Source organism: Pseudomonas sp. MEJ108, assembly GCF_030208985.1.
Classification (GTDB): domain Bacteria; phylum Pseudomonadota; class Gammaproteobacteria; order Pseudomonadales; family Pseudomonadaceae; genus Aquipseudomonas; species Aquipseudomonas fragariae.
The window spans coordinates 46,122-59,406 of sequence record NZ_JARVSW010000004.1 but is presented as its reverse complement, the minus strand read 5'-3'; the positions used below and the strand labels follow the sequence as shown (position 1 = coordinate 59,406).

The window sequence follows — 13,285 nt, the reverse complement described above, 5'->3', positions numbered from 1 at the left end:
CTTGGTGGGTATTGATAAAGCGTGATTGCGGGCGCAAGGAGGTCTTGCGTCGGAGGCGGTGAGGGTGGATCCGGGAGGGGCGATCGGTATCGCCCCGTCCTTTGCATCAACTGGCGGTCAGCAGGTTGAAAAAACGCCCGCTGATGAGCCATACATCCAGCGCATCAGTGAATTGCGACCGCTGATGCCCAGCTTGATCGCCGCGCGGCGCTGGTAACTGCCCACGGTATTGACCTTGAGTGCGAGTCGCTCGGCCTGCTCAAGCGCGGTATGGCCGGCGAGCAGCCCCAGGCACACTTGGGTTTCGCGTTCGGACAACGTCAACCCTGTTTCACGCAGTCGTTCCTGAAAGCGCTTTTCAATGCTTTCCGGCTTTTTATGCTCGATGCCGGGCATTGCCGATTGCAGGGCATTGACATGTTTTTCAAGTATCGAAAACAGCAGAGGGGAAATGTCGCCCAGCTGTCGGCGTTCCTTTTCTGAAAATTCATGCGCGGGAAGCGCCCGAAATACAGTTATTTTACAACTAAAGCTTTCCGAGGCCTGATCAGGGTAAAGATGAATCGAGTCACTGAGCAACAGCGTGCCCCGTGATGACGTCACCGTCTCGTTAAAGACCGTCGGTGCAGAGGCGGGTGGCGTTTGCCAGGGCTGTGGCAGTGAGGAGAGGTGCGTGGCATCTACCGCAAGCTGAGTATCGATCAACTTGTGGAACATGCTGGAAAAATTCCCGCTACCGATGCTGGCTATGGCCCTGCCGATCTGCGGAAGTAGTGTGTTAGGCATGTAGTCATCCATGAGTTTAAAACTGCTGACAATGGTGTAGACGCTGTAAGCATGGCGCGGTCACATCAACCTGCTGTTGGCGTTTGCGCCACGAAAACAGCGTTAGATGCCCGCTAGAGCATCTCCAGTGAAGTACAGCAAAGCGTATCGCCCTGAGGTTACCTAAATACTTCACTATCAGAAAGAGTGATGGTCATCGGTCGGACGGCGGGCAAGGAGGTCGCAGAAATGGTGGGGCGAACCCGCGTTAACTCGTGGTGCCTGATGTTGTTACGGGAAGTAGAGAGATAAAAATATCCCCACACATGTGCATCTAAAGTTGCAACATGGCGGGGAAATAGCGTTTGGCAAGCGTCTATTTTCCGATCATGAACCGGGTGACCAGGCGCGTAAGCCGTCCGTAAGGTGCCGAGACCTTGTCGGACATGTTGAAACGTCCGAGCTTGAGAACGCCGCGGGCGTGGGACAGACGAACGAAGCCTTCGTAGCCGTGATAGGCCCCGGTGCCGCTGTCGCCGACACCGCCAAAGGGCAGGTCATCCTGCGTCGCGTGCAGCATGGTGCCATTGATCGTCACGCCGCCGGACTGCGTGCGGTTCAGCACCCGCTCCACAGAGGTTTGATCGTTGGAAAAGCAATAAAGGGCCAGCGGTGCCGGACGCGCGTTGATAAAAGCGATGGCTTCATCCAGCGACTCATACGCGAGGATCGGCAGCAGCGGCCCGAAAATCTCTTCGCCCATGACATCCGCTTTCAGGGACACCTGCGTGAGTGCCATCGGTGCGATCTTGCGTTCGCCCGCCGTCGCAGGCGCATTGTGTTGCCATGCCTTGGCACCCGTTGCCACGGCCTGACTGGCCATCGCCATAAGCCGGTCGTAGTGGCGCTGGGAAATAATCGAGGTGTAGTCCGGATTGCCATCGAGGGTCGGGTAGAGTTTTTCCGCTGCAGCCAGCCACTCGCTGGCAAAGCTGTCCACGTGTTCGCGCGGGACAAGGACATAGTCAGGTGCTACGCAGGTCTGACCGGCGTTGAACAGTTTGCCGATAGCGATCATCCGCGCGGCTTTGCTGATCGAAAAGTCGTCGCACACCACGACCGGCGATTTGCCGCCCAGCTCCAGAGTGACCGGTGTCAGGTTGCGCGCGGCCGCCGCCATGACCTGGCGACCCACGTGGGTCGAGCCGGTAAACAGCAGATGGTCAAAAGGCAGCTCACTGAACCGGCCCGCCAGCGTGGCGTCGCCAGTGACCACTGTTACCTGCTCGGCAGGGAAGGTTTCGCCCAGCAACTGCCTGAGCAGCTCGCAAGTCCGGGGTGTCAGCTCCGAAGGCTTGATCATCACCCGATTGCCGGCAGCCAGCGCCTCTATCAACGGCACCAGCGTCAGCGTCAGCGGATAGTTCCACGGAGCCAGAATGCCGACGACGCCCAGCGGCTGATACACGACCCGGGCCGTGGCCGGTCTGAAAACAATACCCGCCTTGCGCCGGGAGGGGCGCATCCACGCCTTGAGGTGCGAGCGGATGTGCTTGATGCCATTGATCACCGGCATCAATTCGCCGAGCCGTGTTTCGTCGAACGAGCGGTTGCCGAAGTCTGCGCTGACCGCCTCGAGCAACCTGTCCTGATTATCGCTGACCATGCGCAGAACGGCGTTGAGGTCTGCGATTCGTTGATCGTAGGAAGGCGCGCCCTGAGCGCGGAATGCAGCCTGCTGCGCCTCGAGCAGCTCGGTTAGCCTGGCCGCGTGAAACGTCGTATCTGGCGGAACCGTGGCGGGTTGATTCATGACGCTGCTCCTGTGGCTGCGTGTTTTTTATAGGGGCTGCATGATGACGATGGGCCAGAGGGCGTGTGCGTATTGCGGCCCAAGGACTTCAAGCAACTGTCGGGTGAACGTTGGCCCTCGGTAGAAAGCGAGTCGCATGCAAAAATCCTCAACGCCACCAGCCGTGGCAAACCTGAATAAAGCGTCAGGGCTGTCTGCTAATCGGCCACAATCCGACTTTACGTCACAAGGGATACAAACAGGATACGCAGGGCGCCTTTTCAGCGCTCATTTGTCGTCCGGGTGAATCACCCGGATGCTGCGCGGATCAACGTGTTGCGGGCTGACAGCCCCGATTTCACGCAGTGGCGATGGGCTTTTTAAAAAAAAGAGCGTGGACTTGGGATATAACACTAATTAGAATCAGTCTCATTTGGCGCATCCCATCGCTCAAGGCTTTTGACATGACTGACGCAGCGACGCTATCACAGCAGACCTTGCATTCCCTGTACCGCGATCATCATGGCTGGCTGGAAAGCTGGCTGCGCAGACGCATGGGCAATGCCTGGGATGCTGCGGACCTGAGTCAGGATACGTTTCTGCGCGTGCTGTCCAGCTCCCAGCAGATCGCCGATATGCAGGAGCCGCGTGCCTATCTGCTGACAGTGGGCAAGCGCCTGCTCAGTAATTTCTACACTCGTCGCAGCCTTGAACAGGCTTATCTGGAAGCGCTGGCGCAGTTGCCTGAAGAAAGCGTGCCGTCGCCGGAGCAGCGCTGGTTGCTGCTGGAAACCCTGCAGGCGCTGGACGAGCTGCTCGATGGCCTGTCGGCAGTGGTGCGCCGGGCGTTTCTCTGGAGTCAGCTCGAGGGGCTGGGCTATCGGGAAATCGCTGAACGCCTGAGTGTTTCCGAACGCACCGTCAAACGCTATATGGCGCAAGCTTACGAGCACTGTCTGTTGGTGGACTGGTGATTCGCCCGGCACCTTCGAACGAAGATCGCGAGGTAGTACGCAAAGCGGCGCAGTGGCTGGCGCTTCTCGAGTCCGGTGGTGCCAGCGATGAAGATCACGCCATGCTGCAACACTGGCGCGACAGCTGCGCCAGTCATGAGCGCGCCTGGCAAAAGGCCCAACAACTGCGTCAGCGTTTTTTCGGTCTGCCTGCCAACCTGGCCATGGCGACGCTGGATCGCCCTGACAAGGCCAGGCGCGCGACGCTAAAAAGGGCGCTGGGCGCCGTGGCACTGGTTCCCGCGGTCTGGCTGCTGGGGCGTCAGTTGCCGCTGGAGGTCTGGCGTGCCGACCTGCAAACTGCCGTCGGCGAGCATAAGCGTCTGTCGCTGACCGATGGCAGCACGTTGCAATTGAATACCGACAGCGCCGTAAACGTCGATATGGGCGCCCGGCGAATCACCCTTGTACGGGGCGAAATAGCCCTGAAGGTGCCTGGCAGCGCGCCGCTGACCATCCACGGTCCTTACGGGCGCATCGTGGTTGGTCGGAGCGAAGTCTGTGTGCGTCTCAATGACAGCGACTGCCGGGTTTCGGTCGTCAGCGGCACGGTGCAGCTTTATCCCCTGCGCGGGCCTGTAGCGGCCTTGAATGCGCAGCAGCAGGTCAGTTTGAAGCAGAGTGGAGTCGGTCCTGTCAGCGCCTTCGACGCCTTGCTGCCTGGCTGGCGCGACGATGTACTGACCGCGCAGAACCAGTCGCTGGGTGATTTCCTGCGCGAGCTGGGTCGCTACCGTCCGGGCCTGCTGCGCTGGGAGCCGGCGCTGGAAAACCTTCGGGTGACCGGCAGTTTCAGGCTCGACAATACCGACCGCGTGCTGTCCTTGCTGGCGGCCAGTCTGCCGGTGGACGTGCAGATGCGCACCCGTTACTGGGTGACCCTGGTGCCTCGAAAAAACATTTCGACAAAAAATAGTGCGTAGCGCTGTCCCTTTTTTTGGTCTCGCTGGTCATTCCAGATAAGTGCACAAAAAATACGAGAGCTTCCCTCTATGTCCGCAGTGTCTTCCTACCGTTTGCGTCCGCTTTTGCAGTTCAGCCTGTTGCTGACGTTGAGTTCCAGTCCGTTGTTCATCTCGACCAGTTGGGCCGACACGGCGGGCAGACGGGCCTATGAAGTGCCGGCCGGCAGCCTGAGCGCCGCGCTTACCCGTTTTGCCGGGCAGGCCGGTGTCAATCTGTCGGTAGACCCTGCGCTGGTGAATGGCCGGAACAGTTCGGGGTTGTCCGGCGAGTTCGCGGTCGAGGAAGGGTTTGCGCGTCTGCTGCAAGGTTCCGGCCTGCAATTGATACCCGTCGGGGAGCAGGCTTACACGCTGATCCCGGCACCTCAAAGCGCCAGTGCAGGTTTGCAACTCGCCCCCACGTCGATCGTTGGCGACAGCGGTGTCACGGACGGTCAGGATTACGCGGGCGGTCAGGTGGCACGCAAAGGCTCGCAAGGCATGTTGGGTTCGCGGGACTTCATGGAAACGCCATTCAGCATGACCACCTACACCAAGGACGCGGTGAAAAACCAGCAGGCCCGAACCCTTGGCGATCTGATCGCCAGTGACCCGTCGGTGCGCGCCACCAACCCCGCAGGCGGGCGCTACGAGCAGTTCACCATTCGCGGCTTCAGCCTGTTCAACAGCGACGTTTCCTACAACGGCCTGTACGGCATCCTGCCCACTTACACGATCGACATGGAAATGGCCGAACGGGTGGACATCCTCAAGGGGCCGAGCCAGTTGATCAACGGCATTTCGCCGCGAGGCAGTGTCGGCGGGGGCATCAACGTGGTCCCCAAACGCGCGACGGATAAACCGATCACCGAGCTCACCACCAGCTATGCCTCCAAGGGGCAGGTGGGTGCTGCAGTCGATGTAGCCCGTCGGTTTGGCGAAGACGACAAGTTCGGGATCCGTTTCAACGGCGTGAAGCAGTCCGGCGACACAGAATGGGATCACCAGAGCGTCGATCGTGACATGGCCGTTTTGGGCCTGGATTTCCGCGGCGATCGCCTGCGTCTGTCGACGGACATCGGGCACACCGAACGCGACACTGATGCTCCGCAGGAGCGCGTGCAGGTCGGTGCCAACGCTAAGGTGCCCAACGCCAACGATGTGCGCGACAACTATGCGCAGTCCTGGAGCAAGGCGCGTACCAAGGATACCTTCGGCGCAGTGAATGCCGAATATGACCTCAGCGACTCGGTCATGCTGTATGGCGGTGTCGGCGTGCGCAAAAGTAACCATGACTTCCTGCGCCATGCGGTATCGGTCACCAACGACGCAGGTGACTTCAGCGTTCAGCCGCGCGATTTCACCCGTGACGAAAATGTGCGCACCGCCACTGCCGGCGCTCGTAGCTGGTTCAACACCGGGCCGGTCAGCCACGAGGTCAACCTGGCTGCCAGCTATTTCTACATGGACTTCGAGAACGGCGGCGCGCGCTATGCTCCTGCGCCGAGCAACCTGTTCAATCCGGTCGATACGCCCACACCCAGCAATCCCACACGCCTGGATGACAAGGTCTATACGGAGAACCGCTTTACCGGTTTGGCGCTGACCGACACGTTGGGATTCTTCGAGGACCGTCTGCTGCTGACCCTCGGCGCCCGCTGGCAGCGTGTCAAGGTTGATGACTGGACCGATGACGTGAAGGGCGACACCGCGTACGACGAGGAGAAGGTCTCACCGTCAGGCGGCATTCTGTACAAGGTGACCGATGATTTTTCGGTGTACGCCAACTACATGGAAGGTCTGAGCCAGGGCAAGGTCGCTCCATCCACCTCAGTGAACGAAGACCAGATTTTCCCGCCGTTCGTCAGTCGCCAGGTAGAGGTCGGGGCCAAGTATGACTTGGGATCGTTCGCATTTACCGCAGCGGTATTCCGTATCAAACAGCCCGCTTATGAAACCAACTCTAGGACGTCGGTATTCGGCCCGAACGGCAAGCGCCGTAACGACGGTGTCGAGCTGACCATGTTCGGTGAGCCGATGAAGGGGTTCCGTCTGCTGGGCGGGGTGATGTACATCGACAGCGAACTGACCAATACCGTCAACGGCACATTCGACGGCAACCGCGCGCCGGCCACCCCCAAGTACAACGTCAATCTGGGCGCCGAATGGGACGTCCCGGGCGTCAACGGCCTGACCCTGACCGGACGGGGCATCTACACCGGTTCGCAGTATCTGGATCAGGCCAATAGCAAAAGCATCGATTCATCGGAGCGTTTCGACGTAGGCGCGCGGTATGCCTTTAAGGTCGATCAGAAGGACATCACGCTGCGGGCCAATGTCGAGAACGTGATGAACAAGTACTACTGGAGTTCGGCCGGCGCGTCGGACGACAGCGAGCCGGGGCTGACTCTGTCGACACCGCGTACCTATCTGTTGTCGGCCACCATCGGTTTCTGAGTCGATACGTGACGCCCAGGGAAGGGGGTCACGTATATAGCGAACGACCGGCAGTCCTCATCGAGGGATAACCTGTGTGCAGTATTAAATAATCAACCTCAACACGGCGACACAGCAGTTTGTTATTTAGATAGGCTGTTTTGTCATAACGCTAAAATAACAAATGGCCACGCTCAATAGTGGCACATTGAGTTATACCGATTAATCCTGTCGGTATAACTGTGTGTCTTATTCATTATCAGGCGCGCAAAAAAGTTTATTTAAATTTCATCTTGTTTTTCGCAACAATGGGTTGCACTTTTAGGTAAATGATAATAATTTGCATCCGGAAATCCAGCGAGGACTCACAGATGTTGAATAATGGCTTATTGCACTCTACTACGTCGCAGAAAACCAATGCCAACTATCTGGACAGGCAGAGCAAGTTTGAATCGAATGTAAGGAGTTACCCCCGCAAGTTGCCATTGGCGATCGCCAAGGCACATGGCGTGTGGGTCACGGATGTCGAGGGCACCACGTACCTGGATTGTCTGGCCGGAGCCGGAACATTGGCACTGGGTCACAATCACGAAGCCATCATGGCCAGTCTCGACAGTTTTCTGACCTCGGGCATGCCCATGCACACCCTTGATCTGACCACTGCGGTCAAGGACGCTTTCAGCGAAACGCTGCTGAGTCTGCTGCCAGGACAGGGGCGTGATTACTGCCTGCAATTTTGCGGTCCTTCCGGGGCCGATGCGGTCGAAGCCGCGATCAAACTGGCCAAGACCGCCACCGGCCGCCATAACATCATCAGCTTTTCCGGCGCCTACCACGGCATGACCCACGGAGCCCTGGCGCTGACCGGCAACACTGCGCCAAAAAACGCCGTCGCTAATCTGATGCCCGGAGTGCAGTTCCTGCCGTATCCCCATGAATACCGTTGCCCGCTGGGCATTGGCGGCGAGGCCGGGACCGAAGCGCTGAGTTACTACTTCACCCAGTTCATCGAGGACGTGGAAAGCGGTGTGTCGCTGCCGGCGGCGGTGATTCTGGAAGCGGTGCAGGGCGAGGGCGGTGTCAATCCGGCACCTGCAGCATGGCTGCGCCAGATTCGCGAAGTCACGCGCAAGCATGGCATTTTGCTGATTCTGGATGAAGTGCAGGCCGGCTTTGGCCGTACCGGCAAGATGTTTGCCTTCGAACATGCGGGGATCGAACCCGACATCATCGTCATGTCCAAGGCGGTCGGCGGCGGTCTGCCGTTGGCCGTGCTGGGTTTCAAGCGCGAGTTCGACGCCTGGTCTCCGGGTAACCATGCCGGCACCTTTCGCGGCAACCAGATGGCCATGGCCACCGGCCTGGCGACCCTTGAAGTGCTGCAACGACAGAACCTTGCCGGCCAGGCCGCAAAACGTGGCGACTGGCTCAAGGAACAGCTAGGCCTGTTGCAGCAACGCTATCCGGCGATTGGCAATGTGCGGGGCCGCGGCCTGATGCTGGGCATCGAGATTGTCGATGAACGCAAAGCGGCGGACCGCCTCGGCAGCCTGCCGATGGACCCGGATCTGGCGGTTGCCATTCAGCAGCATTGTTTCAAACAGGGATTGTTACTTGAACGCGGCGGTCGCAATGGCAACGTCATTCGCTTATTGCCGCCATTGATCATTACTGAAGAGCAATGCCAATTGGTCATCCAGCGTTTTGAACAGGCCCTGAAGGCTGCGCTGTCCCAGCTACGTAAATGAAAGTTATGTAATAAGCAGGGCATCAACAGCACCGCATCGTGACACTGATATCACGATTGAAACAACACCGCACACAACGTTTGGCTGGGCGAACTTATCGCACCTCGACAGCTCGATTGTTGTGCCGCAAGCGATAAATCAACGTTTGTTGCGACGTCATTTAAACGGTCAGCGTAAAGGCGACTGTGGAGCAGACATGACTAATACCGATCGCACCGTCTTATCAAACATGGTGAGCGAGTTGGCAACCACTCGCGCGTTACTCAATTGCCTGATCAAGGAATTCGCACTGCCGGAAGAGTGCCTGCATTACACCTGGCCTGAAGGCATGCAAGGCATAGCGCCTGGCAGTTTCGTGGATGGCGGGCAATGGAAGGGCATTCCGCTCACCATCAGCCTGCCCAATCAGCAACAGTTCTTCGTCCTGGTGGACCGCCGCGACCACTTGGGCAGCCATCGCTACCTTTCCGATGTCTACGCACGTCAGGGGCAGGGCACCTGGCGCTGCCTGGCGTTTGCCGAATTCGCCCGGCAACTGCTGACCGCCTGTGAGCACATGACCCGTGCCAGCAATGACGAACTGCTGGATCAGGTCCTGCAAAGCCAGCACCTGACTGCCGCCATCGTTGCCCACAACATGACCGGCCAGCACCCGGCGCCGCTCAGCGGCTATCTGGCCAGTGAGCAGGGTTTGTGGTTCGGCCACCCCAATCACCCGGCGCCCAAGGCGCGCCTGTGGCCTGAGCATCTGGCGCAGGAGACCTACGCCCCGGAGTTTCAGGCGCAGACCGCGCTGCACCTGTTCGAAGTGCCGCTGGAAGGGCTGCGAATCACCTCCAATGGCTTGAGCGAAGCCGAGGTGATGGCAGGCTTCGCTGATCAATCGCGGGCCCGACCCGGGCATGCGCTGATCTGCATGCATCCGGTACAGGCGCAATTGTTCATGCAGGACCGTCGCGTGCAACGTCTGCTTGAGTTGGGGGACATCTCCGATCTGGGTGCCAGTGGCTTGCTGGCCAGCCCGACGGCGTCGATGCGCACCTGGTACATCGAGGGTCACGACTACTTCATCAAGGGTTCGCTGAATGTGCGCATCACCAATTGCGTGAGGAAAAACGCGTGGTATGAACTGGAAAGCACGTTGATCATCGACGAACTGTTCCAGCGCCTGCAGCAAACCCGCCCGGAAACCCTCGGCGGGCTGTCCACAGTCGCCGAACCCGGTTCGATGAGCTGGGCTCCCAAAGGCGTGAGCGAGGCGGATGGTCACTGGTTCCGCGAGCAGACCGGCGCCATTCTGCGGGAAAACTTCTGCCGCCGCTCCGGCGCCGATTGCAGCGTGATGGCGGGCACACTGTTCGCCCGTGATCTGCGCTCACGCCCATTGGTGCACGACTTCCTCCAGCGTTTCAATGGCGCAGAGCTCGAGGACCAGCACCTGCTGGACTGGTTCGATGAGTACCAAGCCTTGCTGCTGAGCCCGGTCATGGCGTTGTTCTTCAATCATGGCATCGTGATGGAGCCGCATTTGCAGAATGCAGTGCTGATTCACGATAACGGACGCCCGCAACAGCTGCTGTTGCGCGACTTCGAAGGCGTCAAGCTCACCGAAGAGTTGGGCATCAAGGCGATTCAGGTGGGGCTGCACCCGAGAATTCGCCAGTCGTTGCTCTACAGCCGCGAGCAGGGCTGGAACCGCATTACCTATTGCCTGCTGATCAACAACCTGTCCGAGGCGGTACTGGCCTTGAGCTGGGAGCGCCCGCACCTGGCACCACTGATGTGGCAGCGCGTCGAGCGGCAATTGCAGCATATTCGTGACGAACTGGTACTGCCTGCGCCCGAGCTGGACGCGCTGATCGCAGGCCAGTCGATTGCCTGCAAGACCAACCTCAAGGTCCGGCTCGCCGCCAAGGCCGATCGCGAAGCCAACTATGTGCGTCTTGCGTCGCCGTGGGCCACGGAGGCACGTTATGCATAAGGTGCCGGAGACCGTACTGGCGGCCATCAAGGAGGCTCGGGCGCTGGAAACCGACCCGCTGGCGGCCTTCTTCTACGATCTGGACGCGTTGCAGCAGCATGTCAGTGAAGTCATGGCGGCGCTGCCCGCAGGTGTCGAGCTGTATTACGCGATCAAGGCCAACAGCGAAGCGCTGATGCTGGAAACCCTGGCCCCTCTGGTCAGTGGCTTTGAAATTTCCTCTGGGGGCGAGATCGAGCGGGTGATGGCCTGTCCGACACGCAAGCCCTACGTGTTCTCGGGCCCAGGCAAACTCGATTCCGATCTGCGTTCGGCGTTGCTCAACAAGGTTGAAGCCATCCATCTGGAGAGCCTCAACGAAATCGCGCGTCTGCAACAGCTGGCAGAACAGGCGGGGCGCGTGCAGCCGGTATTCCTGCGCATCAACCCGCAACTGCCCGCTGCGCAGTCGAGCAGGCTGGCGATGGCCGGGACCGCGACACCGTTCGGCATTGACGAAGCCGACCTGGCCGAGGCGGTCAGACGCGTGGACAACGCCAGTCACCTGACGCTCAAGGGCTTCCATGTACACGCCATGTCGCATCAGATGTCGGTCGAACGTCATGAGCAGTTGCTCGATTTCTACCTGCAGCGCTGGCAGGAATGGAAGGCTTTGGCCCGCGACCCGAGCCAGCTGACCCATTTCAACGTCGGCGGCGGTATTGGCGTCGATTACCTCAACAGTCAGCAGTTCGACTGGCAGCGACTGTGCCGCTATCTGGAAAAACGCCTGGGCGAGCAGCACGATGCGCCGATCCTGCGCTTCGAGCCGGGACGCTTCATCAGTGCCTATTGCGGCTATTACGCCATCGAGGTGCTGGACAGCAAAACCAGCCACGGCGAGCATTTTCTGGTCTGCCGCGGCGGTACTCACCAGTTTCGCCTGCCGGTCGCGCAAAGCCATGACCATCCGGTTATCCACCTGCCGACTGCGCCGCAGAGCACTGATTCGTCAGAGCAGGCTTACACCATTGTCGGCCAGCTATGCACGCCCAAGGACGTGCTGAGCCGTCGCCAGCCACTTAAAGGCGTGAACATTGGTGACCTGCTGGTTCTGCCGCTGGCGGGAGCGTATGGCTACAACATTTCCCATGCCGACTTTCTCTGTCATCCACGACCGTCACAGCACTTCGTGCGCAACGGCGAACGGGTTCGCCAATGAGTTTCAACGTCCCACGTAGCTGGGTAGTGGTCAACGTGCTGCTCGGTACGCTGACGGTCAGTCTGAGCAACAGTTCGCTCAACCCGGCGCTGCCTGCTTTCATGGAGGCGTTCAGGATCGGGCCGCTGCTGGCCACCTGGATCGTCGCCGGATTCATGACCAGCATGGGCATGACCATGCCGCTGACCAGCTTCCTCAGTCAGCGCATCGGACGCAAACGCCTGTACCTGTGGGGTGTGGCGCTGTTCATTGGCGGCTCGCTGCTGGGCGCGCTGGCCGACTCCATCGCGCTGGTGATCACCGCTCGGGTGGTGCAGGGCATTGCCAGCGGGCTGATGATCCCCTTGTCGCTGGCGATCATCTTTTCGGTGTATGAAAAGCACGAACGGGGCAGGGTGACCGGGCTCTGGAGCGCAGCAGTGATGCTCGCGCCGGCGCTCGGTCCGCTGTGTGGCAGCCTGATGCTGGAGTGGTTCAGCTGGCGCTCGCTGTTCCTGATGAATGTGCCCATCGGCCTGCTGGCGCTGTTGCTGGGCGTCGGCGTGCTGCCGGACGCCGAGCCCGCCGAGCGCAAGCCGTTCGATTTGATCGGCTACCTGCTGGTGGCGTCGGGCATCGGCTTGCTGATGATCGCCATCAGCCGCATGCACCATGCTCAGGCGCTGCTCGATCCAGTCAATCAGGCCATGGTGCTGGTCGCATTGGCCTGTCTGGTGGCATTCGTCCGGGTCGAGCTGAGTCGCCAGGCTCCGCTGCTGAATCTGCGTCTGTTCAACCTGCGCGGTTATCGTCTGAGCGTGATCATCGCCGTGGTGCAATCGGTCGGCATGTTCGAGTGCCTGGTGTTGCTGCCGCTGCTGGTGCAGAACGTGCTGGGCTACAACCCGATCTGGACCGGCCTGGCGCTGCTGTGTACCGCCAGCTTCGCGAGCCTGTTCGGGCAGTGGGGCGGCAAGGCATTGGATCGCCATGGCCCACGCACCGTCGTCGCCATCGGCCTGCTGCTGACCGGCGTTTCGACCCTGGCGCTGGGCATGCTCAAGGCCGACGCCGCGATCGGCGTGGTGTTCGTCCTGATGATGATTCGTGGCGCCGGCCTCGGGCTCTCCTATATGCCGGTGACTACGGCGGGGCTCAATGCCTTGCCAGAGCCGATGGTCACTCAGGGCGCCGCGATGAACAACATTTCCCGGCGTCTGGTCGCGTCGCTGGCCATCGTCATCGCCTCGCTGTGGCTGGAGTTCCGCCTCAACACCGCGGGCCCGGCCGCCACGCCCTCGGCCATCAGCGAAGTATTCATCGCCACCGGCGTGCTGATCCTGCTGGCACTGCCGTGTGCCTGGCGTTTTCCCCTTAACGACGAGCGCGCCGAGGCCCAGCCCGACGCGGTCGAACCCCGATAATT

The 13,285-nt window shown here is 60.0% G+C and carries 9 protein-coding genes; 7 read left to right on the top strand and 2 right to left on the bottom strand.

Features of this window, described 5'->3' with window-relative positions; genetic code table 11:
- Positions 1-117 precede the first annotated feature (117 nt).
- Positions 118-786, bottom strand: a complete 669-nt coding sequence (locus QRN50_RS01470; protein WP_024638725.1) for a helix-turn-helix transcriptional regulator — start codon at positions 784-786, stop codon at positions 118-120.
- A 355-nt stretch (positions 787-1,141) separates the two neighbouring features.
- Positions 1,142-2,578, bottom strand: a complete 1,437-nt coding sequence (locus QRN50_RS01465; RefSeq protein ID WP_057457524.1) for a coniferyl aldehyde dehydrogenase — start codon at positions 2,576-2,578, stop codon at positions 1,142-1,144.
- A 443-nt stretch (positions 2,579-3,021) separates the two neighbouring features.
- Here QRN50_RS01465 and QRN50_RS01460 point away from each other — a divergent pair, with 443 nt between their 5' ends.
- From QRN50_RS01460 to QRN50_RS01430, 7 genes are all read left to right on the top strand, one after another.
- Positions 3,022-3,531, top strand: coding sequence for a sigma-70 family RNA polymerase sigma factor (locus QRN50_RS01460; RefSeq protein ID WP_003406891.1), 510 nt, complete (start codon positions 3,022-3,024; stop codon positions 3,529-3,531).
- Complete coding sequence (locus tag QRN50_RS01455) at positions 3,528-4,493, top strand: FecR domain-containing protein (RefSeq protein WP_032655994.1); 966 nt, start codon at positions 3,528-3,530, stop codon at positions 4,491-4,493. Before QRN50_RS01460 ends, QRN50_RS01455 begins: the two co-directional genes overlap by 4 nt.
- Before the next feature lie 69 nt (positions 4,494-4,562).
- Positions 4,563-6,971, top strand: coding sequence for a TonB-dependent receptor (locus QRN50_RS01450; RefSeq protein ID WP_060406167.1), 2,409 nt, complete (start codon positions 4,563-4,565; stop codon positions 6,969-6,971).
- 350 nt (positions 6,972-7,321) lie between these two features.
- Positions 7,322-8,698 (top strand): diaminobutyrate--2-oxoglutarate transaminase, encoded by a 1,377-nt coding sequence (locus QRN50_RS01445; RefSeq protein WP_011267793.1) that lies wholly within the window; start codon positions 7,322-7,324, stop codon positions 8,696-8,698.
- A gap of 196 nt (positions 8,699-8,894) precedes the next feature.
- Positions 8,895-10,679, top strand: a complete 1,785-nt coding sequence (locus QRN50_RS01440) for an IucA/IucC family protein (protein ID WP_024641231.1) — start codon at positions 8,895-8,897, stop codon at positions 10,677-10,679.
- Entirely contained in the window at positions 10,672-11,880 is a 1,209-nt protein-coding gene (locus QRN50_RS01435; RefSeq protein WP_024641230.1) for a type III PLP-dependent enzyme, read from the top strand. Before QRN50_RS01440 ends, QRN50_RS01435 begins: the two co-directional genes overlap by 8 nt.
- Positions 11,877-13,283 carry a DHA2 family efflux MFS transporter permease subunit gene (locus tag QRN50_RS01430; RefSeq protein WP_011267796.1) on the top strand — a complete coding sequence of 469 codons (1,407 nt, stop codon included), beginning with the start codon at positions 11,877-11,879 and terminating at the stop codon, positions 13,281-13,283. Before QRN50_RS01435 ends, QRN50_RS01430 begins: the two co-directional genes overlap by 4 nt.
- Positions 13,284-13,285: the final 2 nt, after the last annotated feature.